15 protein-coding genes and 1 pseudogene are annotated in these 22,598 nt (G+C 48.2%); 9 read left to right on the top strand and 7 right to left on the bottom strand.

The genetic code is table 11. From position 1 onward, the window contains the following. Both KIU71_RS18130 and KIU71_RS14670 read right to left on the bottom strand, forming a co-directional pair. The coding region (locus KIU71_RS18130; RefSeq protein ID WP_390881904.1) for a transposase at positions 1 to 179 on the bottom strand (179 nt) is incomplete at its 3' end. Between the two features lie 119 nt (positions 180 to 298). Continuing rightward, a complete protein-coding gene (locus KIU71_RS14670; protein WP_214132042.1) occupies positions 299 to 1,510 on the bottom strand; it encodes an anhydro-N-acetylmuramic acid kinase in 1,212 nt (403 codons plus the stop codon). Positions 1,511 to 1,844: 334 nt separating this feature from the next. On the opposite strand from KIU71_RS14670, the gene KIU71_RS14665 reads away from it, so the two are divergent. From KIU71_RS14665 to KIU71_RS14650, 4 genes and pseudogenes are all read left to right on the top strand, one after another. Further along, positions 1,845 to 4,571, top strand: coding sequence for a TonB-dependent receptor domain-containing protein (locus KIU71_RS14665; protein WP_214132041.1), 2,727 nt, complete (start codon positions 1,845 to 1,847; stop codon positions 4,569 to 4,571). 107 nt (positions 4,572 to 4,678) lie between these two features. Then, positions 4,679 to 5,422 (top strand): GntR family transcriptional regulator, encoded by a 744-nt coding sequence (locus KIU71_RS14660; protein WP_214132040.1) that lies wholly within the window; start codon positions 4,679 to 4,681, stop codon positions 5,420 to 5,422. A gap of 47 nt (positions 5,423 to 5,469) precedes the next feature. Next, positions 5,470 to 5,751 (top strand): annotated as a pseudogene (locus KIU71_RS14655) (IS3 family transposase); the annotation flags it as partial. Positions 5,752 to 5,950: 199 nt separating this feature from the next. Next, a complete protein-coding gene (locus KIU71_RS14650; protein ID WP_214132039.1) occupies positions 5,951 to 6,703 on the top strand; it encodes a MauE/DoxX family redox-associated membrane protein in 753 nt (250 codons plus the stop codon). Here the strand turns inward: KIU71_RS14650 and KIU71_RS14645 are convergent. From KIU71_RS14645 to metE, 5 genes are all read right to left on the bottom strand, one after another. Further along, complete coding sequence (locus KIU71_RS14645; protein WP_214132038.1) at positions 6,700 to 9,837, bottom strand: efflux RND transporter permease subunit; 3,138 nt, start codon at positions 9,835 to 9,837, stop codon at positions 6,700 to 6,702. The genes KIU71_RS14650 and KIU71_RS14645 overlap by 4 nt on opposite strands. Then, complete coding sequence (locus KIU71_RS14640) at positions 9,834 to 11,336, bottom strand: efflux RND transporter periplasmic adaptor subunit (RefSeq protein ID WP_214132037.1); 1,503 nt, start codon at positions 11,334 to 11,336, stop codon at positions 9,834 to 9,836. Before KIU71_RS14640 ends, KIU71_RS14645 begins: the two co-directional genes overlap by 4 nt. Beyond that, positions 11,333 to 12,697 carry a TolC family protein gene (locus tag KIU71_RS14635; RefSeq protein ID WP_250207529.1) on the bottom strand — a complete coding sequence of 455 codons (1,365 nt, stop codon included), beginning with the start codon at positions 12,695 to 12,697 and terminating at the stop codon, positions 11,333 to 11,335. Before KIU71_RS14635 ends, KIU71_RS14640 begins: the two co-directional genes overlap by 4 nt. Positions 12,698 to 12,790: 93 nt before the next feature. Beyond that, a complete protein-coding gene (locus KIU71_RS14630; RefSeq protein ID WP_214132036.1) occupies positions 12,791 to 13,159 on the bottom strand; it encodes a hypothetical protein in 369 nt (122 codons plus the stop codon). A gap of 122 nt (positions 13,160 to 13,281) precedes the next feature. Continuing rightward, complete coding sequence (gene metE, locus KIU71_RS14625; RefSeq protein ID WP_214132035.1) at positions 13,282 to 15,609, bottom strand: 5-methyltetrahydropteroyltriglutamate--homocysteine S-methyltransferase; 2,328 nt, start codon at positions 15,607 to 15,609, stop codon at positions 13,282 to 13,284. A 125-nt stretch (positions 15,610 to 15,734) separates the two neighbouring features. Here metE and KIU71_RS14620 point away from each other — a divergent pair, with 125 nt between their 5' ends. The 5 genes from KIU71_RS14620 to KIU71_RS14600 all read left to right on the top strand — a co-directional run bounded on the left by KIU71_RS14620 (position 15,735) and on the right by KIU71_RS14600 (position 22,598). Further along, entirely contained in the window at positions 15,735 to 16,616 is an 882-nt protein-coding gene (locus KIU71_RS14620) for a LysR family transcriptional regulator (protein ID WP_214132034.1), read from the top strand. Between the two features lie 74 nt (positions 16,617 to 16,690). After that, positions 16,691 to 17,716, top strand: a complete 1,026-nt coding sequence (locus KIU71_RS14615) for a helix-turn-helix domain-containing protein (protein ID WP_214132033.1) — start codon at positions 16,691 to 16,693, stop codon at positions 17,714 to 17,716. A 103-nt stretch (positions 17,717 to 17,819) separates the two neighbouring features. Next, the gene (locus KIU71_RS14610) at positions 17,820 to 19,343 is read left to right on the top strand and encodes an amidohydrolase family protein (protein WP_214132032.1); all 1,524 of its coding nucleotides are present in this window, start codon (positions 17,820 to 17,822) and stop codon (positions 19,341 to 19,343) included. Positions 19,344 to 19,429: 86 nt separating this feature from the next. Beyond that, entirely contained in the window at positions 19,430 to 20,935 is a 1,506-nt protein-coding gene (glpK, locus tag KIU71_RS14605) for a glycerol kinase GlpK (protein ID WP_214132031.1), read from the top strand. Positions 20,936 to 20,975: 40 nt separating this feature from the next. Beyond that, the gene (locus tag KIU71_RS14600) at positions 20,976 to 22,598 is read left to right on the top strand and encodes a response regulator (RefSeq protein WP_214132030.1); all 1,623 of its coding nucleotides are present in this window, start codon (positions 20,976 to 20,978) and stop codon (positions 22,596 to 22,598) included.

The raw sequence follows: 22,598 nt of genomic DNA, 5'->3' as shown, positions 1-22,598 counted from the left end.
CAACGCGCTTGCCCCTGCTTAGCTTCCCGCACCCAGCGAAACACCTGATTCGTATTAATATTATTTTCTCTGGCAATTAGAGATACTGAACGCGATGATGACGTGGCTCGATGAACGATATCCATCTTCCACTGTGGCGTAAAAGCTCGTCGTCCTACTGAATCAACTTGAATGTCCAACGATTGAGATCCTGTTATAAGTTTGCTATCTCAATAGTTTGCCTTAACTGCTGCTAGATTTAAGGTGTGCTGGCCGTACAGTTACAATTGATGGCACGTTTATTCCTTTTCTATCGTTATTAGTCAGGAAAACTGATCTTACCTAAAGTGACGTGCGGATGGTCGCTTGCTTTTTTTAAAAACTCGCTATCGGAACACAAGGTTTCGTTGGCTAAAAGTGCAAATAATACCGCTTCTTTTGCATCGGGGTTTATTCCCAACTTACCAATACTTTGCATCGTTATATTTGTGTTTAAAACGCTTAATTTTTGCTTAATTTTAGTCATTAGCAAAGGGTTGTGTACGCCGCCCCCACTTGTGTAAACATGCACATTCATCAGGCCTTTGGTGTGCCTAGCAATAAAGTCGGAAATAGCGCTGGCGCTAAAGTCACACAATGTGGCCATAGTGTCAGCGTGATTGAGTGTTTCGCATTTAGCTTGCTTTTTACACGCAGCTAAATACGACAAGTTAAATACCTCAGGGCCGGTTGTTTTGGGGGCATCTTGGAATAAAAAAGAAGAACTGAGTAACTCATCAAGTAAGTGTTTATTGACCTCGCCCTTAGACGCTAGCTGTGCATTTTTATCATAATACTGGCCTACAAAATGCTGTTGAATATAAGCATCCATCATGGTGTTGCCTGGGCCTACATCTGAGCTAAAAATATGCGAGAAACTGGCGTTTTGAGGTATGAAAGTTAAATTGGCAATACCGCCCATGTTCAATAACATTCGATGTTCGCTAGGGCAATTAAACAATAGATAATCCCCGTACATCACTAGAGGCGCACCTTCCCCCCCTGCGGCAATATGCTTTTGCCTAAAATCACTTACCGTAATAATGCCTGTTTTCACTGCAATGTGGTCACCATCACCAATTTGCAACGTGGCGTTGGGATAAGCTTCAATTTGATGCTGGCTTTTGGGGCAGTGGTAAATCGTTTGACCATGGCTGGCGACTATATCGACGCTTGATGCTGACAAACCAAAAATCTGTAGCGCCTTATTTACTAGCATGGCATGTTGCTCGCCAATCCAAGCATTGAGTAAACAAAGTGTTTCAATACTGCCGTGCGATTTTGCAAAAACCGTTTTAACCTTGGATCGAAAATCGTCGTCATAATCTAGGGTGATAAAACGCTTCACCTCGCATTTGGTCGCCGTGCCGCAGCCAGAGATGTCGCACACCGCCACATCAAGACCATCCAAAGAGGTACCACTCATCAAACCGACAATAATGCGCTTTGGTTTATTTGCAATTTTATAGAGTTTATCAATATGGGAATGCATACTGTGTGGTTTCCGACGCAGACAATTTTTGTGCTTTTAGAGAGCATAAAAACTTGTATTAAAATTGGTATTTATTTTTCTAAAGAAAAAATACCACCTATCGATAAGCTGGGTCAACAATACAGTAAGCATGAATCCCAAGCGCGCGAGAGTAAAATAGTTGTTTGACATTTATAATGCGGCTAAATTATATTCAATACAACTAAGATACAAGTTGAGTGTTGGCTTAATGCCAGTGCTTTATTTACTGAGTGGATTAGTACCTTGAGACTTTATGATTCTTATTGTCACACACATAAAAAAATAACGACCTTACACTATCAAAGGGATTCACATGAAAACTTACTCATTAAGACCCACCGCGAAAGGCATTATAATTGCGTTAACAGGCTCACTACTGACCAGTATGCCAAGTGTCGCTCAACAAAATAGCAATTCTGCTGATAAGCAGGCGCAAGAAAAAGCCGAAGTGATTACTGTTACCGGTTCTCGCATTGCAAGAACTGAGCTCACCGCAACTAGCCCTGTGTATACGGTGAATGAACTACAACTTGCAACCGACCAAGTGGTGAGTGTAGAAGATATACTTCGTAAATTGCCGCAAGCAGCAGCAGGCGCAAATAGCACCGGTGCCACCGTTGGCGATTCGTTGGGGGCAAGTACAATTGATTTAAGAGGTTTAGGCCAAAACCGAACCTTAGTACTAGTAAACGGTTCGCGCGTCGTTCCGTTTAGTTTTAGAAATGCCGTTGATGTCAATGCCATACCAGCAGGCTTAATTAAGCGGGTTGAAGTTTTAACCGGTGGCGCAGCAGCTGTTTACGGCGCAGATGCCGTCGCTGGCGTTGTTAACTTTATATTAGACGACCAATATGAAGGCTTTGAAACGACTGCAGGCCTTGAATATACAGATGGTGGAGGAGAGGTTTACAATCTAGACGTTACCATGGGTGCAGGCTTTGATGATGGTCGGGGTAACGTTACCGCGTATGTGGGTTATTCAAAACGAGAAGCACTTTTAGCTGGCGACCGAGATTTCACCCGTGGCACGGCAACCAACGTTGCCGGCAATGGTGGAAACTTCACCGATGTTGCGAGTGGGAATAGTTTTGCATTTAATAACGCAGGCGATTTAGTCGATGAAGCGCAGTTTGACGATATCGCACCAGAGCGCTTTTTGCTCCAACCCATGGAGCGTTTATCAGGCAATGTCTTTTTCAACTATGATTTAGTAGAAGATACCCTTCAAATGTACGGCAGAGCCATGATCACCCAGGTTCGGGTAACAGGCGCAGGCTCGACTGGACAAACGCCAGTATCGGTTAGCGAAACCATTAGCATCAGTCAAGACAGCCCATTTTTAACGGACGCGGTTAGCGACTTATTAACGTTTGATGAAAACGGGATCGCGCAAGTGGCTGTGCAAAAAGGGCTTGGATTGGGTTTGCAAGAAACCCGTACCGTACGCAACACCTTCCAATTTCAGTTAGGCTTTAGAGGGGATATTACCGACTTCATTGGCTGGGATATTTACGGTCAGTATGGTCGCACCGACGGTACTGCAAAAGTATACAATAACGCCATTCGTCAAGATTTTCAGGGGCTCGCTAACACACGCAATATTTTTGGCCCGACTGACTTCAGTGATTTAAGCTCCCCCATTATTCACTCAAACCGCGAACGTATTCAATCGGTCATAAACCTTACCGTGTCGGGCGACAGCGCAGACTTTTTCGAACTGCCCGCTGGCCCGATTGGTTTTGCTATTGGTTATGAATACCGAGACGAACAAGGTACTCAAACACCGGGCACTGCACTGTCGTCAGGAACGGCTTATGGTTTAGGCGGTATCTCATTAATTGACGCTGAGTTTGATACGAAAGAGATTTATGGCGAAATACTCGTGCCCTTATTAAGCGATATGCCATTTATAAAAGAATTATCGGTTGAAGCGGCTTATCGAAATTCAGACTATTCGAATGTAGATTCCGCGACCACTGATAAGTTTGGCATTAGTTGGGCGGTAAATGATCAACTGCGCTTTAGAGCGACGCAACAGACCGCCATTCGGGCGCCTAATTTAGGCGAGTTTGCAGGGCCAGAGGTTGGCTTGTCGCTAGCGTTATTCGATCCTGAAAGCGCAAGCTTTATACCTCGATTAGGCGGCAGATTTGACGGTGATCCCTGCCTCGATGGTCGTGGTGATGCTGCGCAGTGTGCACGTTTAAATGCAGCAGCGCCGGGTACTGAATTTGATACTTCGGCAGCGCTATACACCTTTGGTGGTAATGACACCATACAACCTGAAGAATCCGAAACAACGAGTATTGGGGTGGTGTACACACCTGATGTTGCTGAAGGGTTAGACATTACGCTTGATTATTATGATATTGAAATTACTGATGCGGTAAGTCAAATTCAACCTATTGCAGCGCTCACGAGTTGCTACATAGATGACCCCTTTGAAGGCAATCCACTTTGCGGTGCAGTATTGCGCGACCCAGCGACCGGCTTAATAAGCCAAACTTTGGTTAATGATTTTAACTTAGCTTCCTTAACACAATCGGGTTTTGATGTGGGTGTACGTCTACAATTAGGTACCTTAGGTGATTCGTTTGAAAATGTAACTTTTTCGTATCAAGGCAATATTGTTGATGAGCAGAGTCGTCAAAACAATGCGACCGTTGCTGCACTAGATTGTAAAGGGACCTTTGGTAGTTCGTGTACAGGCGATTTTGCGAGTATTTTACAAGCCGATTATCGACACAGAGCCACCGTTGACTTTGAAGTGTCTGACATAGCTGTTCAATTAGGCTGGCGCTATATTGGTGATGTCGTGTTAGCAGGTCCGAGTAACGATGTGGATATTGACGCACAAAGTTATCTTGATGTGTCGGCAACTTATCGCTTTGCAGATGCCTATGAAGTAACCTTCGGTATTGATAACTTGTTAGATGAAGAGCCACCACTTCCTGAGTCGGGTGCTAATTTCTTTGGTACTGTAAGTGATTACGACACTATTGGTCGAACTATCGGTGTAACCTTTCGTTTTAGACCTTAATAAATAAAAGTAAGGGCGGCAAATTGGCTGCTCTTGCTTAGCTGTACGTAAATTAGCCGTGCTATATTAATCATAAACGATGTGTAGGGAGTTTAATTATTAAAAGTATGTTTTTAGACGACATGCAAATAGATAACAGTACATCGTCGCCATTGTATCAAAAAATTGCCAATGAACTAAGAAAACAAATTCTTAGGGGGCAAGCGCCGATTGGCGAAGCAATACCCTCAGAACGTGCCCTGCGAGAAAAAACAGGCGCTTCAAGAGTTACCGTACGAAAGGCCATTGATAAACTTATCGACGAAGGTTTGCTGTTTCGAAAGCACGGGTCTGGTACCTTTATTAGCGAAAGAATTGAGCATAAAGGGGATGACCTATCGGGCTTTACTGACGAGATGAATAATTTGGGCGTGGCGCCCAGTTCAATTTGGTTGGTCAAAATACATTCGTCTGCAACCTCAGACGAGGCAGAAGTGTTACGACTCGAAGAGGGACAAGAAGTATGCCGCTTAGGACGAGTGCGTTTATCGAACTCAACCCCAATGGGCTTCGAAAACGCCATTATCTCAGCCCAGTATTTGCCCAATTTATCAAATATCAAAAACTCGCTCTATCATGCGCTTCAAATTAACAACTGTGCCCCCGATCATGGCGAGCAAAAAGTGACGGCCTCTATTGCTACAGAAACAGAAGCAGGCTTACTATCTATTCGAGAGGGCGACCCGGTTCTTCGCATCGAGCGTCGAACATTTTTAGCAGATAGCACACCTTTAGAATTTACGCGTAGCGTTTACCGAGGGGATAAGTACGTGTTCACCTCTCAGCTGCAAAGTTTTGGCAAAGGTTGGTAGGTTAAGTGGTACACATACCTGACCAATGTATTAGCTTAGCTATTTTACGCGGCCTCGCGATAGCTTCCCATGCTTATCGTGATTTATTAAGCGAGCATCACTTAGTACAAAGTATGAGCCGTAAAGGCAACTGTTGGGATAATGCGTGTGTCGAAAGTTTCTTCCACTCACTGAAGGTCGAAGCCATCCAATATGACCCTATTATGAACCGAGAAACCATGAGGCAGCATGTATTTGAATATATAGAAATTAATTACAACAAAAAGAGAAGGCATAGTGCTTTGGGCTATCTAAGCCCTGAGAAATTTGAACGACTAAATGTCGCTTAACGAAGTGTCCGCTATTGATGGTTCAGATCAGCGTATGCTAGGGCATGATCTTTGCACCAAAATATTGTCATAGAAAGCGTTCTATCGCTCCTTCATTTGCAGTAAAAAACATGCATCAATCAAACGGCACGTAACTTGTATCGCTGAAAAACTGAAATAAATAGTAGGCTTCTAACCAGTACCGATAGGGGGTTGAGCTATGAGTCAATCAGCAACGTTGTACAGAATGCACACCGATGAGCATATTTGTCCGTTTGGTTTGCGTTCGAAAGACTTACTCGAGCGTAAAGGCTTTGAGGTCGAAGATCACACACTGCGCTCTCGTGAAGAAACGGACAAATTCAAAGATAAGCACGATGTCGAAACCACGCCGCAAACTTTTATCGATGGCAAGCGCATTGGTGGCTACGATGAACTGCGCAAGCATTTCAACATGGGTGAAGCGGGCCAAACCGGTACCACTTATACGCCTGTGATTGCTATTTTTGCAACCGCATTTTTGATGGCACTGGCTATCGTGTTCGCTCAGGCAGATAGCCTGGAAGCGCTTGCTTCAGTCGAGGTCATCACCACTTTTGTGGCACTGAGCATGTCGATGCTGGCCGTGCAAAAGTTACGTGATCTATATGCGTTTACAAACTCCTTTATTACTTATGATTTGCTTGCCATGCGCAGTATTCGCTACGGATACGTTTACCCCTTTGCAGAGGCGTTTGCCGGTATTGGCATGCTTGCTGGCCTGTCAGGATTCTTGGTCGGCCCGGTCTCACTGTTCATCGGAACCATAGGTGCCATATCCGTGTTTAAAGCCGTTTACATCGATAAACGCGATTTAAAATGCGCCTGTGTGGGCGGTGACAGCAATGTGCCTCTTGGCTTTATTTCACTCACTGAAAACCTGTTTATGATTGGCGCGGGGCTGTGGATGCTCTACCGCGCCATGGCAAGTTAAACCTTCATCGCTGGCCGCACGATGTGTCGCTTGCGCCATAAAAAATAAATAGCGGGCAGCACCAGCAGCGTGAGTACCACTGCACTGACCATACCACCCACCATCGGCGCTGCGATGCGGCTCATTACCTCTGCGCCCGTTCCCGACCCATACAAGATGGGTAGCAGACCGATGATAATGGTGGTTGCTGTCATCATGACGGGCCGAACCCTACGGCCCGCGCCATACAACACGACCTTACGTAGCCTTGCGGCGGTGAGATGCTGATCACGTGACCGACATTGTTCGACAAGTGCATTATACGCCTGATTGAGGTAGACCAGCATGATGACGCCAATCTCAACCGCCACTCCCGCGAGTGCGATAAAGCCCACGCCAACGGCGACTGAGAAGTTGAACCCTTCCCAATACATCAGCCAAATGCTGCCCACCATCGCCAGTGGCAATGTTCCCATGATAATGGCAACTTCAACCACGTTGCGGAAGCTGAGGTAAAGCAGCACAACAATAATCGCTAACGTAAGCGGGACAACGAAAGACAGCTTCTCTTTCGCGCGCTGCATGTATTCATATTGACCAGACCACGTGACCGAATAGCCTGCAGGCAGCTGTAATTTTTCATTGACTGCCTGCTGCGCCGCTACCACATACCGGCCTATATCGACGTCGTTGATATCCACATATACCCACCCATTGGGGCGCGCATTTTCGCTTTTAATACCCGGTGGTCCATCTTCAATCGATATGGCCGCAACGTCTCCCAGCGCGATACGTTGACCTTGCGGCGTGACAATGGGTAACAATGACAGAGACTCTGGTGACGAACGGTACGACTGAGGATAACGAATATTGACGGGATATCGTTCAAGCCTTTCTACACTTTGTGTGACGTTGACACCGCCCACAGCGCTGGCAACAATTTGCTGAACGTCTGCGATGTTCAACCCATAGCGGGCGGCTTTTTCACGTAAAATGTCAATCTTAATATAACGCCCCCCTACAACGCGTTCTGCATAGACCGATGCGGTTCCCTCGACACTGAACAGAATCGATTCAAGCTGTTGCCCAATGGTTTGAATAGTGGCGAGATCGGGCCCGCCGATTTTGATGCCTACCGGTGTTTTAATGCCGGTAGCTAACATGTCAATCCGCGTTTTGATTGGCATTACCCAGGCATTGGTGAGCCCCGGTAAGTCGACCAGTGCGTCAAGTTCCTTAATTAAGTCATCCGTGGTCATCCCTGTACGCCATTGATCCTGAGGTTTCAATTGAATAAAAGTTTCGATCATGGTTAAAGGAGCGGGATCTGTCGCGGTCTCTGCACGCCCGACTTTACCAAACACATTTTCAACTTCTGGCACTGTTTTGATTAACTTGTGGGTTTGTTGCAGCAGTTCGCGCGCTTTGCCTATAGAGATACCCGCATAGGTGGTTGGCATGTAAATTAAGTCGCCTTCATCCAGCGGCGGAATAAACTCACTGCCGATTTTATTAATAGGCCACAGGCCAACAACAAGCACCCCAAAAGCCGCCAGTAACGTCAGCTTCGGAAAGCGCAGTACCGCTTTTAATGCCGGCATGTATAAATAGGTCAGGATGCGGTTGACCGGATTTTTATGCTCAGCAAGCACTCTACCGCGAATGAAATACCCCATCAGCACAGGCACTAACGTGATGGCCAGTGCCGCAGCGGCAGCCATTGCATAGGTTTTGGTATACGCCAAGGGCGAAAACATACGCCCTTCTTGCGCTTCCAAGGTGAATACGGGCATAAAACTCACCGTGATGATCAATAAACTGAAAAACAGCGCAGGCCCCACTTCGGTGGCAGAATCCACGACGATTTTCCAGCGGTTCTCACGCGTGAGTGGGGTTTTCTCCATATGTTTATGCATATTTTCAATCATCACGATTGCGCCGTCGACCATGGCACCTATTGCGATCGCGATCCCGCCCAACGACATAATATTGGCATTAATACCTTGCACGTACATCACAATAAACGCAGCGAGTATGCCCACCGGCAAACTCACTATCGCCACCAAGGATGAACGCATATGAAACAGAAATGCGATACACACCAACGCCACCACGGCGAACTCTTCAAGCAACTTAGTGCCAAGATTATTCACTGCGCGCGTGATCAGCGCAGAACGGTCGTAAACCGTGACGACCTCAACCCCGTCAGGAAGCCCCTTTTTTAACGCGTCGAGTTTTGCCTTGACGCCATTGATGGTTTCCTGCGCATTTTCGCCATAGCGCATGACAACAATCCCGCCAACCGTTTCACCCTCACCGTTGAGTTCAGCAACACCTCTGCGCATCTGCGGGCCCAGTACAACGTTAGCAACATCACGCACTAATAACGGGGTCCCCTGCCCGTTCACACCCAATGGAATGGTTTCGATGTCTTCTTTATTTTCAATATAGCCTGTGGCGCGCACCATATATTCAGCTTCGGCCATTTCTATGACTGAGGCACCAACTTCCTGATTGCCACGTTTTATCGCAGTTTGAACATGCGCCAGCGGAATGCCGTAGGCGCGCAATTTTTCAGGATCCACCAGCACTTGATACTGTTTTACCATACCGCCCATCGTAGCCACTTCAGACACGCCGGGAACGGTTTGTAGCTCATACTTTAGGAACCAGTCTTGCAGGCTACGTAACTGAGCGATGTCGTGCTTGCCAGTTCGATCTACCAAGGCATATAAATATACCCAGCCGACACCGGTTGCATCGGGCCCGAGTTGTGGGCGCGCATTGTCAGGTAGGTTCGGAGCGACTTGCGACAAGTATTCCAGCACACGGCTTCGCGCCCAATATAAGTCGGTGCTATCGTCAAAAATAACGTACACGTAAGAATCGCCGAAAAACGAGAAGCCTCGCACTGTTTGCGCGCCGGGCACAGACAGCATCGCTGTCGTCAAGGGATAGGTGACTTGATCCTCGACCACTTGAGGGGCTTGCCCTGGATAGCTGGTTTTGATGATCACTTGCACATCAGACAAATCGGGCAGTGCATCAACGGGCGTGTTCTTTAGTGCTAGCAGGCCACCGCCAACAATGATTAACGTTGCCAGCAGAACAAAGAATCGGTTTGAGACTGACCATCGGATCGTTGCAGCAATCATGGGTGCGCTCCGTGATCATGGTGGGCTTCGTGATCATGCTCATGCTGCTGAGCATCAATATCGATAATTTTGAATTCACCATCAGACACTTCAAAGGTAAAAGTAATGCTTTCACCCACCACAAACTGCTTAGGGTCGAGTGTTGAGGCCATACTGAAATCCATGGTCGCCGCTGGTCTATCCCATTTAAGTATGGCATCGCGAGAAATATTGACCAGACGCGTATGTTCATCCACCGTGTTGATCACACCTGAGACTGTGGCAATGTCTGCGTGATGCTCATGGGTATCGGCTTCATCGCTTTGCATACGGCGAAAATCAGAACGAATACTACTCTCTGAATCGAGCAAAAAGTGCGCAGAGGTGACAATCTTATCGCCCTGACGTAACCCCGCGCTAATTTCGGTAAAGTCGTTGGCAACCATACCCACATCAACTTCGATTGACTTAAACTGCCCATCGCCTAACGCCAGAACAACACGATTTTGCGTGCCTGTACGGATCACCGCTTCCGATGGCACAAACACATGGTCTGACGCAACATTGGCGTGTAATGTCACTTGGGCAAACATGTTCGGCTTAAGCGCATAATCTTCATTGTTTACGCGCACTCGCACACGTAAGGTACGCGTGCTTTGCTCCAATGACGGATAAATGTAGTCCACCTTGCCTTCCCACGTTCGGCCAGGCAGATAATCTAACGAGATTGTGACCGGAAGCCCTTCTTTCACCAATGCCGATTGGCTTTCAAACACCTCAGCCTCAATCCAGACTTGCTTCAAAGCCCCAATAGAGAACAGTGTATCGCCAGGCTTGATGTAAAAGCCCTCGCGAATGTTTAGATTGTCGACAAAACCGGTTTGAGGCGCAGAAAACGTAATGGTTTGCTGCACTTTTTGAGTTGATAATAATAATTGAATAGCGTCATTCGGCATTTGAAGCGTTTCTAAACGCGCCCTTGCGGCCTCTATCAGCGCAGTGCTATCGCGGCGCTTTGCTATCAACAGTTCCTGCTGAGCATTGACCAACTCTGGTGAATACAATGCATACAGGGGGTCTCCTTTTTCAACGTATTCACCGGCTGCTTTTACAAATAAAGCTTCTACCCACCCTTCAACACGCGGATGAATATGCACTAACGTGTCTTCGCTATAATTCACATAACCGACTGTGCGTATCGGCATGTGCAGCGACATCTGCCGCGCAGTTGCTATTCTCACACCGAGGTTCTGCTGCACATTCGGCGCTATTTTAATGCGACCCGGCTCAGCGTTTTGCTTCTCCGCCTCTGCATAAACTGGGACTAAGTCCATCCCCATCGGAGACTTTCCGGGTTTATCGCGTTGGTAGTTGGGGTCCATTGGTGCAACCCAGTAAAGCGGCTCTTCAGGCTGTGTTGCTGACGTTGTTGGCGTTGAGGGTGAAAGCAGCGCATAGCCGGACGCCGTCAAAACAGCACCAACGAAACACCCCACCATCAACGTTTTAAATGTATTCATGGCTGTTCTCCGCGGTGTGTTATTGGAATGTCGGCAGATGGATTTAAGTAATAGTGAAGCCGGATCTGGTTTTTAGCCCATGCAACATCAATGTCAAGTGCATCCACCCGAGCGTTCAGGTCTGCAATGCGCGCCCGCACGACTTCGGCAAAGTCACCATCATCATTGGTGTAAGCATTCAGTGACGCGGTAGCCTGCTCTTGTGTTAACGCAAGTAGCTCATCTTGGTACAGCACTCGTCGTTGCGAGAGACGTTGACGTTCAGCATACAGTGCTTGGCTGGCAGCGATCATTTCTCGCAGCGCCAGTAACCTGTCAGTTTTGAGGGCTTCTGATAGGTCGACGGCAGCAGCCACGTCTTGATCTTGCCGTTTATCGGTAAATAGAGGTACATCAAAACTCACCCCAATAGACAGAAAATCGGCGCGACTCGTTCCGGCAGGTGTATCATCACGAAACGCATAGCTGGCATTGAGTGCCCACTGAGGCTGGTACTTTTCCTGAGCGAGCGCGATACCGGTTTGGCTGACGAGCAGACGTTGTTCAATGGCGCGCACATAAGGATGCTGCGCTAACCATTCAGCTAATGCGCCAAAATCTTTGCGTTCGATTGCGTCCAACGCAGGACTCGGTAGAGGTTGAATATCCGGTAAATTCTCAGGCAGCAACAGTCTACCCTGCGCACTGTTCCCTATGTTTGATGCCGATACATCGGTGATTATCCACTGCATCAACTGACCGACAGCACGTTCTTCCAGCGCACTTAATGTGGCAAGACGATCTTCTAAACGTGTTAATTCAAGTTTTGCCTGAACGACATCCTGCTGCCGCACGCGCCCTACCGCCGCTGAATAGTTTGCAGTTGCGATATCACTCAACTGCTGAAATAAAGCGCGATCCTGCGAAATAAGCCGAATGCTTTGCTGCGCTCGGTAGATATCTAACCAGATTTCAGACACGGTCACGCGTGTTTTGGCAATACGGTCGGCGCGTTTGAGCGGGTGCTCAGCGGCCTGTTGCGCGAGTTGGCGCGAACGAATAGCCAGCGAATCGCCGCGCGGAAAAACCTGTGACACGCCAGTCTTGAGCTGAGTCATCGGCTCTTGATCCAATGCAAACCCATTCGTCGGTACATTCGCCATACTCAGACTCACCACAGGATCGGGCAGACTCGCCGCAGCAACACTGCTGGACAACATGGCTCGTTGCCTTAATTCGCTACCGGCTAACCATGGATCGTTGTTAACGGCTATTTCAACGGTTTTAGACAACGACATTAAGGGGGTACTTTGCCCATGAGCCACGCCGACGGCAGCTATTGCCATACCCGTGGCAACGCCACGCAATAAATAGGAAATCATACGGGTTCTCTCAGTCAATTCTGAACTTACAGCTTGTTTGGCAGGTTCAACCAAACGAGCTAATAACGCCGCGAAAAAGGCGGATCTATCCTGTTAACTGAGCGTGTGTTTCGGAGGGCGCTGAGCAGCGCTTAAAAAGATGTGATGTAACGAAGGATTATAGCCGAAGCTGCTGGAAGCGATGTTCAGTGCCGAACCCTGAGGAGGATCCGACAACAAGGCAGCATGAAACACGCCGACAGGGCAACAACAGTCTTTTTCACAACATTCGTCGCCTTGAGGGCTTGCATTTTGTTCCATCATGTCATGGTGACTATGCATCATGTTGGCAGGCATTGTTTTGTCCGACGCGTCTGCCATCATCATGTCACTACAGGGTGTTTGCGCAGCCGCAAACGATTCACTTAGCGGTGCGCCAAGCAAAACTATCACCATGATGATGTCAACGAAAATGCGTTTCACGCCTTACCCATCCCAGCCTGTTTCGACCACGCGGCATTTAGCCGCGTACCCAATGTAGTCTAATAGTATGAACAAAATCCCTGTGAAAAGCCACAACCTGTCGATGTTGCCTAACCCCCTTGTTAGTCAATCAGCGTGAGTTCTTCTTCCTCAAGGTCAACGCTGTTGTTACGTAACGCTCGCGCGGCCTGCACCATATTCTGTAAAGCCGGAAGCACCTCTGCCCACGCGCGCGTTTTTAAACCGCAATCGGGATTTATCCAAAGTCGCTCACGAGGAATAGAGCACGCCGCTGTCTCAATCAAGCGCTGAATGCTTTCAATCTGCGGCACATTTGGACTGTGGATATCATATACGCCAGGGCCGATGTCGTTTCGGTATTGAAAGCGTTTAAATGCCTCTAACAATTTCATCTGGGAACGCGAGGTTTCAATGGTGATCACATCCGCATCCATGCGCTGAATGTCAGGCAGGATATCGTTGAATTGCGAATAACACATGTGCGTGTGAATTTGGGTGGTATCTGCTACACCGCTGGCACACAACCGAAATGCATCGACGGCCCAATGTAGATAAGCTTGCCACTCAGATGACTTTAACGGCAACCCTTCCCGAAGCGCAGCTTCATCAATTTGAATTATTCGGGTTCCCGCCGCTTCAAGTTCAGCAACCTCTTCACGAACGGCCAATGCCAACTGTTTTGCAGTGGCTTCCCGCGTTTGATCGTTTCTCACAAATGACCAGTTCAGCAAGGTAACCGGTCCAGTCAACATCCCCTTAACCGGTTTACTGGTGAGCGATTGGGCATATTCGATCCAGCGTGTTGTCATACTCCCCTTGCGACTGACATCCCCATAAATAATCGGCGGCTTTACACAGCGAGAGCCATAACTCTGTACCCAACCGTATTGGGTCGTGAGCATACCGTTAAGGAATGGCGCAAAATACTCGACCATGTCGTTGCGTTCCGGTTCGCCGTGCACGAGTACGTCCAATCCAATCGCTTCCTGCTGCTGGATCGTTTCCTGTATAACGCCCTCCAGTGCCTGATGATAAGCGCGCTCATCCATAGCACCTGATAAAAATCGACGTCTAACAGACCGAATAGCTTGGGTTTGCGGGAAGGAGCCAATCGTTGTGGTAGGAAACGGCGGTAGTTTCAGAATGGCTCGCTGCGCCTGAATACGCGTCGCATAGTTGCTGTTGCGAGCCAACCAACTGACATCAACCTTAGCAACACGTTCCTGTACATCCGCGTTGTTGGCCAAAAGCGAGCGTTGACGAGCTTCGATAACTCGCGCGTTTTCAGCCAGCGCGATCGTCAATTCATCGTCCAATGGCGCGTGACTATTAGGTTGCTTATTGAGCGCAAGCTTCAAAATGGCGAGTTCCTCTAACTTCTGTTCTGCGAACGCAAGCCAAGGCTTTATTTCAGGGTGAATGTCTGTTTCAGCGTTAACATCAACCGGGCAATGCAATAATGAACAGCTCGGCGCGACCCAGAGTTTCTCACCTTTTCGCTGCGCAATCGGGCGCAGTAGCGTTAGCGCTTGCGCAAGGTCTGTACGCCAGACATTGCGGCCATCCACAATGCCCACCGACAACACCTGCGACGCATCTAAACGTTCGGCGAGAATGTCGACCTCGTGTTGTGCTCTCACAGCGTCGATATGCACGCCCTCAACCGGTAAAGAGCACACGAGATCGAGATTGCCAGCCAGCTCGCCAAAATAGGTCGTCAGTAGCACATTCACTGGGCTATCACTTAAGCGTTGATAGGCATATTTGTACGCCATTTGCCATTGCGCATTCAATTCCGTGACCAGCGCCGGTTCATCGATTTGCACCCACTGCACACCCGCCTTGTTCAATCGCGCCAGCAATTGGCTGTATTGCGTGAGCAGATCATCCAGCAAATCCAGTTTCTGGCTATCGTCAGTCACCTTCCCTAAATGCAAATAGGTCAGCGGTCCAATTAGCACTGGTTTGACTTCAAACCCCAGCCCGCGAGCGTCACGTATCTGTTGAAGCAGTGAGTCAGCCTGCAGTTCGAAGCGAGTTGTCGATGAAAATTCAGGCACAATGTAGTGATAGTTAGTATCAAACCATTTCGTCATCTCACCGGCATGGGTAGCGCAACAATCCTGCGCGGAAGCGCGACCGCGTGCAATGCGAAAATAGCGATCCAGTTCGTGCTCACTCGTTCCCGCTCTGTCTGGCACATTGCCCAACAGAAAGCTCATGTCGAGCACATGGTCATACAGCGAAAAATCACCGACTTGTGCGAAGTCTAAGGACTCCAACGCCGACAACTGTTGCTCGCGTAGGGCGGCCACCTCACGATTGAGTTCCTTTTCGCTACATTGGTTGCTCCAATACGCTTCGAGTGCGCGTTTCAGTTCGCGATTTTTGCCGATACGAGGAAACCCCAAATTATGTATTTTAGCCATCTATACGTCCCTCAGTTAAGTGATGAGGCATCCTATCGCGGCTAATCAATTAGAAATAATGGTTTATTTTCATTAAACAATGAATTAAATTCATCGAATTAGTTATCAAGATCACGGCTCGTCTTATGATTGATCGTCAGCATTTGCACATTCTTCACGCTATTGCTCATACGGGTACATTGACAGAGGCCGCCAGTGAACTGTGTTTGACGCAATCGGCGCTAAGCCATGCCATCAAAAAGCTCGAACAGCAGTTTGCGATTAAGGTGTGGAACAAAAGTGGGCGCAGAGTTCAATTAACCCAGTCAGGAGAGTTGCTACTGAGTTTTGCCAAACGCGTATTGCCGCAGTTTGAGCACGTTGAAACGCAATTGCAGCAGATTGCTAAAGGTGAACGAGGTACGTTGCGCATTGGTATGGAATGCCACCCGTGTTATCAGTGGCTGTTAACGGTGATCAAGCCGTACATTCAACAGTACCCTGATATCGATGTTGATGTGCGTCAACAGTTTCAATTTAGTGCACTGGGTGCATTATTAGAGTTTGATATTGATCTTATTATCACCCCTGATCCTCTACATCATGAGCAAATTGACTACCAACCTGTGTTCGATTATGAGCATGTATTGGCAGTATCTGCACATGCCAAACTGGCCGACCGGGCGTTTGTCGAACCGATGGATTTGCGTGATGAAACATTGATCACCTACCCTGTCGAACAAAGTCGTCTGGATATTTTCAGCCGGTTTTTAACCCCAGTGGGCGGCAGTGTGAAGCGGCACAAAATTATCGAAACTACCGAAATTATGTTGCATATGGTGGCAGCAAACCGTGGGGTCGCCGCATTGCCGCGCTGGCTTGTGAACCAGTACGCGCCGGTTATACCAATTAAAGCCGTCAGTCTAGGTGAACACGGCATTCAAAAATCAATCTATCTGGGTACACGCAAACACGGAGATAACCCACCTTTTTTGCAGGCATTTACATCACTGGCCAAGGCCCGTTGATCTTTACCCTCGCATAAACCACGGGCGCTGTGATAACGTCGCTAAGCGCTGTTGTCAGTTTGCTTCAGGATTGCATGATGTTATTCGTAGACCTTCTGTTTCGTTTTACTGCTGTTGGCATGATTGTATTGATCATGCTACTGGCATTTCGTGATTTGCGCCGCACAACGTCTTTCTGGCTCTTAATTTTCACCAACCTGAGCCTGTTGTGTCATTACCTCGGCGCCACACCGTCAGGGGTTCCGCTTCCTGATGAGCTGCGCATTGGCTTGCGATTGGTTGACACAACGCTTTTACCCATCACCTGGTTATTCACGCTGTCGCTGTATGCACAAGATTTTCGTGTGCGTGGCAGTCACATGCTTATTCTGCTGTTGGTAAGCGGTTTGATGCTGGCTGAGCGAATGGTGTATTTTGGGTGGCTGCCGGGTTTACCTCGGTGGTGGCCTCTGTTGATCACCATCACTGCTTTTGGTCTGGTGAGCCATATGTTGTGGGAAACGTGGCATGGCCGACACGATGATCTTATCGATAAACGTCGTTTATCCCGCACTTATGTCGTGGTTACCCTTGCCGTGTGTATCGTTATTGCCATCGTGCTTGGGTCGTTCATTATGCCTGAGCAGCAACATTCTGTCGTCGCGATCAGTCTATGGCCGACGCTGCTCCTGATGGCCTATTGGCTTTTTAATATCAGCCCTACGGCATTGACGTTTCAGCAACAAAGTCAAAACACCGCCGTACTGAGTCACCGCGATCAACAACTACAAAGTCAGCTCGATGACGCCATGACACAGGATAAAGCGTATCTTGATGGCCAACTAACCATTTCAACACTATCGAAACGGCTTGGCGTGAGTCCGACACGATTACGCGCATTTATCAACCAACAACTAGGCTTTACCCACTTTAGTCATTACATTAATGCGCAGCGGATTGATGCCATCAAACACGCATTACGCCGCAGCGACAATGCACACATCCCGATTCTGACAATAGCACTGAATCATGGCTTTAACTCGTTACCGCCATTTAACCGCGCGTTTAAACAACAGGAAGGGATCACACCGACAGAATATCGCGCAAAACAGCGTGAATAAGCTAGAGCACGCTATAATCGACCAGCATTTTTCATAAATCGACCAGACGCTACCCCCTGATGTAACTAGGCTTGAGCTTTCACATTATTGAAGGCACACGTTTATGACCACGTTGAAGAAAATACTGCTCACGGTAGGTATTGTTATTGTTGTAATGACAGGCTTGTCTGCACTGGCACTAAATTATGAGAGCAATCAATACTGGGGGGCGCACACGGATGAAGTTGATGCTTCTGCCTTTGCACGCCCTCAAGCACCATTGGCGATAATGAATGCCAATGTCCTCTCTGCTGATGGAGAAACGTTTTTATCGGATCAGATGGTTTTGATTGAAAACGGCCACATTACCGCCGTGGCGGAACACATAGATTTGCCCAGTCACATTCAACGTATTGATGCTGAAGGGCAATTCGTTATACCGGGCCTGACTGATTCACACGTGCATTTGTGGCAAAGTCCGAATGACCTGATGTTGTATTTGGCGAATGGTGTCACTCATGTCAAAGAGCTCAATGGCAGTGAAGAGCATCTGCAATGGAAAGCGGATATTGCTGGAGGCAGACCGGGGCCAGATCTGTTTGTCGCCACACGCCGGCACAACAGCCATGGTGTGTATGCTGGTTGGTTCCATCGTTGGACGGCGAAAATGAACCCAGTACACGATGTTGACGACATTGCGGAGCATGTCAGCTCAATCAAGGCACAAGGGTTTGACGCGATTAAAATTTATACGCACCTCACTAAGCCTCATTTCGAGGCGTTTGATCAACAAGCGCGCCTTCAGCAGGTTAAACTATTAGGCCATATCCCGAGTGCTTTAACCCTTGAAGACGTTTGGCATTCTGAATTGAATGAACTCGCCCATATCGAAGAGCTGGTGAAAGCCTTGGATCGCGAATTTGGGGGTTACACGCGGCACAACACTGACGAATTTTTAGCCTTTGTCGCCCGCCGAAGCGACGCCGTGGCGCAACAGCTAGCCTCGTCTCAAATGGCAGTGATGACCACCGTTTCTTTGATAGAAACCTTTGCAGAACAAAAAGCCAGTGTTGAAGCTGCCCTGAAAACGGTAGAACTTCCTTATGTAAATCCCGGTATCGCTGAATCAACATTTCCTTCCATACGCGTTATGGGATGGTTACCGGATGTCAATATCTACCGTCTTCCCGAAAATTACCCCGACGATAAAGTGGCTGGTAATCAGCGCTACTGGCAGGCTTACGCCACCGCCAACCATATTTTGCTGCGTGCCATGAATACCCATGGCGTGAAAATCATGGCGGGCACTGATGCCAATGTCCCCGTTATGGTGCCTGGTTTTTCAATGCATCAGGAGCTTATGTCACTCAACAGGGCTGGCCTTACAACAGCTCAGGCACTGCGCTCAGCTACCGCTACACCCGCTGACTGGATGGGCATAAAAAGTGGTCGCGTTAAACCTGGCTATCAAGCCGACATTGTCATTCTTAATGCCAACCCGCTGGACGACATTCGCAATACCGGTTCAATTGCATCGGTGATCAGTAATGGCCGCTATTATGATCGAGATACGCTGAACGCCATGCTGAAAGCCGTGAAAGAAGCTAACCAGCACAGCAGAACAAAACCTATCGCTCATTTACATTAGTGAGCGATTCGTAAGATGACCGTTTTGCTACCCAACGCTTTGATTTTATGCTTGTATTGTAGCCACACAATCAAGCGAAGCAGAGTATGACCCAAACAGCATTGTTAGCCATTGACCAAGGCACCACGTCCAGCCGTGCCATCATCTTTACTCAGGATGCACGGATCGTGTGTAGTTTCCAGCAGGAGTTCGCACAACATTACCCCAATGATGGGTGGGTTGAACACGATCCCGAGGAAATCTGGTCAGCCACATTAGCGGTATGCCAACAAGCGCTGAATCAGGCGAAGAACGAAGGCGTCACGGTTGCCGGAATTGGCATCACCAATCAACGCGAGACCACCCTGATTTGGGACAGGGCGACGGGTAAACCGATATATAACGCCATCGTATGGCAAGACCGGCGCACTGCCACAGAGTGCGAGCGATTGTCAGCTGCCGCAGTCACCCAGAATATTGATGTATCTCAGCTTTCTGGATTACGTTTAGATCCCTACTTTTCTGCCACCAAAATAGCCTGGATCCTAGACAATGTAGAGGGCGCCAGAGCTCGTGCAGAACGCGGAGAACTCGCCTTTGGCACCATCGATAGCTTTTTGATCTGGCGCTTAACCGGCGGTGAGGTGCATGCCACGGATTCAACTAATGCCAGCCGCACCAACCTCATGAACCTGACATCACTGAACTGGGATGCGCAGTTGCTGGCGTTTTTTGATGTGCCTCCCCAGATATTGCCCGAAATCCGCCAAAGCGCAGACGACTTTGGAACAGCGAAGTACGATGTACTTGGCTTCGATCTACCCATACGCGGTGTGGCAGGCGATCAGCAGGCCGCCATGATTGGACAGTGTTGCTTTACCAGTGGGAGTTTAAAAAGTACTTATGGCACAGGTTGTTTCGCCTTGGCGAACACCGGTGATAAACCTCTGTTTTCGCAAAATCAGTTGCTCACCACTGTCGCCTACTCTATTCACGGTGTAACGCATTACGCGATTGAAGGTTCGATTTTTATTGCCGGAGCAGCGGTGCAGTGGCTACGCGACGGAATAAAGGTGATTAATCATGCCAAGCAAACACAAGCGTTGGCAAAAACCGTTGAAGATAGTCACGGTGTGGTATTGGTGCCCGCCTTTGCGGGTTTGGGTGCGCCTTATTGGGATCCGCGTGCCCGCGGCAGTGTATTCGGCCTGACTCGTGCCACCACCGAAGCTCACTTGGCACGTGCAGCACTTGAATCCGTCTGTTACCAAACCAAAGATTTGCTATCCGCCATGGAACACGACGGTATCGGTATTGAATCGGTGCGTGTGGATGGCGGGATGGTGGCCAATGACTGGGTATGCGATTACCTTGCCGATATTTTATCGGTGCCAGTGGTTCGCCCGCACGTGATGGAAACAACCGCGCTTGGCGCTGCGTATTTGGCGGGTTTAGCGTTAGGGTTGTATGAAACGACAGAGCAACTGTGTGAACAAAATCCGATTGACAAAACCTTCACCTCTACCATGACACCCGAACGCCGCGAAGCATTGCTCACGCGATGGCGAAAAGCGGTTGAGGCCACGCAATTATTTGCTCAACATTCAGCGTAATCGTGCGATAACTCTTTAAGGAAATACAAATCATCAGCCTATGAATATAAAACTCGCGCGACAGTCCAAAGTGCTGATTATCGACGATCAGGCACTGGCAAAAGGCTATATGAAGTACTCGCTGGAAGAGCTGGGCTTCGACAATATTCATTACAGTGATGTGGTTTCTCACGCGATGCAAACTGTGCGCAGAGAGCATTTTGATTTGATCATTTGTTCGTACGATCTTAAAAACGAGCAAGATGGCTACTACCTTTATGATCAACTCAAAGCTGACGGTGACATCGCGCCCAGTACGGCATTTGTGTTTATTAGCGCAGACACCACGCCCGACATTGTGCACAGCATTGTAGAGCTACAGCCTGATGACTTTCTCGCCAAGCCCTTTACGGTGCGCGAACTGGACACCCGCCTTTCGCGCGTACTGATGCGAAAAAAAGCGCTAAAGCCTATTTATGAATTGATGGAACGCGATAAGCCAGAGAAAGCACTCGTTGCATTAGAAAACTTTTTGAGCGAACCGTCTAACTCAGAATTCTTTCCGCTTGCCCTGAGAACCAAAGGCGAACTGCTTGAACGATGCGGCTTTCATCAGCAAGGCAGTGAATTCTATTCTGCCATTCTCAACGTGCAAGCGTTTGCGTGGGCTCAATTGGGCCTGGTGCGTTGTTTAATTAAACTGGACCGCGACGACGACGCCGAGAAATTAATCTTGTCGTTGGCATTCAAACCAGACTGTAAACTGGCAGCTTATGATTTACTCGCAGCGCTGCAAATCAAACAGCACGAATTTGATGATGCGCTGGAGAGCGTGGTTGTTGCCACTGAAGTATCACCACGCAATATTCGCAGGCACAAAACCGCATTGGATTTGTCACGCATCGTGCATGATTATGCAGCGCAGTTCGATGCAGCGAAGCGTATCGTAAAATTCGCTAAGAATTCTATTCACGATAAGCCGGAGAACTATTTGACCGTTGCCCGGGCGGGGATCGACTTTGCAATGACCGCGGATGAAACGCAAACACATAAACTGATCAAACAAACCACGGAATACTTGCGGCAACTAAAATCTTCGTTTCCCAAAGCCGATATTGAAGATCAAGTCAAAGTCATCAATGCTCGCTTAATGTATCTTGAAGACGAAACGGAGAACGCCAAGGCACTTTTAAGCCAATTGAGCAACGACAGCTGGGATTCAGAGCCGATTGAAGGTTTGCTGGATAAAGCCAAAGCATTTCATGAAGTGGGATTGCACGAGCACTCTTTACATATGCTCGACGCCATTGAAATACGCTGCCGCAAGAACGCTGAACAAGGCGATCTATTTATGCACTATGTCGAAAAGGAGAAAATCGAGAAAACGGCCATCCAAACAAGTCCGAAAGAGCTCAACAACCAGGCTGTTAAGCACTATGAAAAAGGTGAAATAGAGCAGGCTCTGACCGTGTTTAGACAAGCGTTTACCGTCATGCCAAAAAACCCGTCCATCGCATTAAATTTGCTGCAAGCCACGGCGGCTGAAATAAAGGAATTTGGCGTAACCGCAAACGCCCCCAAATTAATTAAAAATTGCATTTTGACCATCGAAAATGGCACCCTGAACGCCGATCAAGAACAGCGTTATCACAACGTGCGCAGCTTTCTAAAAGATGTGGTGTAA

This window comes from Alteromonas oceanisediminis, assembly GCF_018474025.1.
Classification (GTDB): domain Bacteria; phylum Pseudomonadota; class Gammaproteobacteria; order Enterobacterales; family Alteromonadaceae; genus Alteromonas_E; species Alteromonas_E oceanisediminis.
This window is presented reverse-complemented; position numbering and strand designations above follow the sequence as displayed.

Bases quoted from the DNA above. Each gene is read 5' to 3' on its own strand.
- glpK (WP_214132031.1), top strand. From the start codon at position 19,430: ATGACCCAAACAGCATTGTTAGCCATTGACCAAGGCACCACGTCCAGC.
- KIU71_RS14640 (WP_214132037.1), bottom strand. From the start codon at position 11,336: ATGAATACATTTAAAACGTTGATGGTGGGGTGTTTCGTTGGTGCTGTT.
- KIU71_RS14665 (WP_214132041.1), top strand. From the start codon at position 1,845: ATGAAAACTTACTCATTAAGACCCACCGCGAAAGGCATTATAATTGCG.
- KIU71_RS14660 (WP_214132040.1), top strand. From the start codon at position 4,679: ATGTTTTTAGACGACATGCAAATAGATAACAGTACATCGTCGCCATTG.
- metE (WP_214132035.1), bottom strand. From the start codon at position 15,609: ATGGCTAAAATACATAATTTGGGGTTTCCTCGTATCGGCAAAAATCGC.
- KIU71_RS14620 (WP_214132034.1), top strand. From the start codon at position 15,735: ATGATTGATCGTCAGCATTTGCACATTCTTCACGCTATTGCTCATACG.
- KIU71_RS14670 (WP_214132042.1), bottom strand. From the start codon at position 1,510: ATGCATTCCCATATTGATAAACTCTATAAAATTGCAAATAAACCAAAG.
- KIU71_RS14600 (WP_214132030.1), top strand. From the start codon at position 20,976: ATGAATATAAAACTCGCGCGACAGTCCAAAGTGCTGATTATCGACGAT.
- KIU71_RS14615 (WP_214132033.1), top strand. From the start codon at position 16,691: ATGATGTTATTCGTAGACCTTCTGTTTCGTTTTACTGCTGTTGGCATG.
- KIU71_RS14610 (WP_214132032.1), top strand. From the start codon at position 17,820: ATGACCACGTTGAAGAAAATACTGCTCACGGTAGGTATTGTTATTGTT.
- KIU71_RS14645 (WP_214132038.1), bottom strand. From the start codon at position 9,837: ATGATTGCTGCAACGATCCGATGGTCAGTCTCAAACCGATTCTTTGTT.
- KIU71_RS14635 (WP_250207529.1), bottom strand. From the start codon at position 12,697: ATGATTTCCTATTTATTGCGTGGCGTTGCCACGGGTATGGCAATAGCT.
- KIU71_RS14650 (WP_214132039.1), top strand. From the start codon at position 5,951: ATGAGTCAATCAGCAACGTTGTACAGAATGCACACCGATGAGCATATT.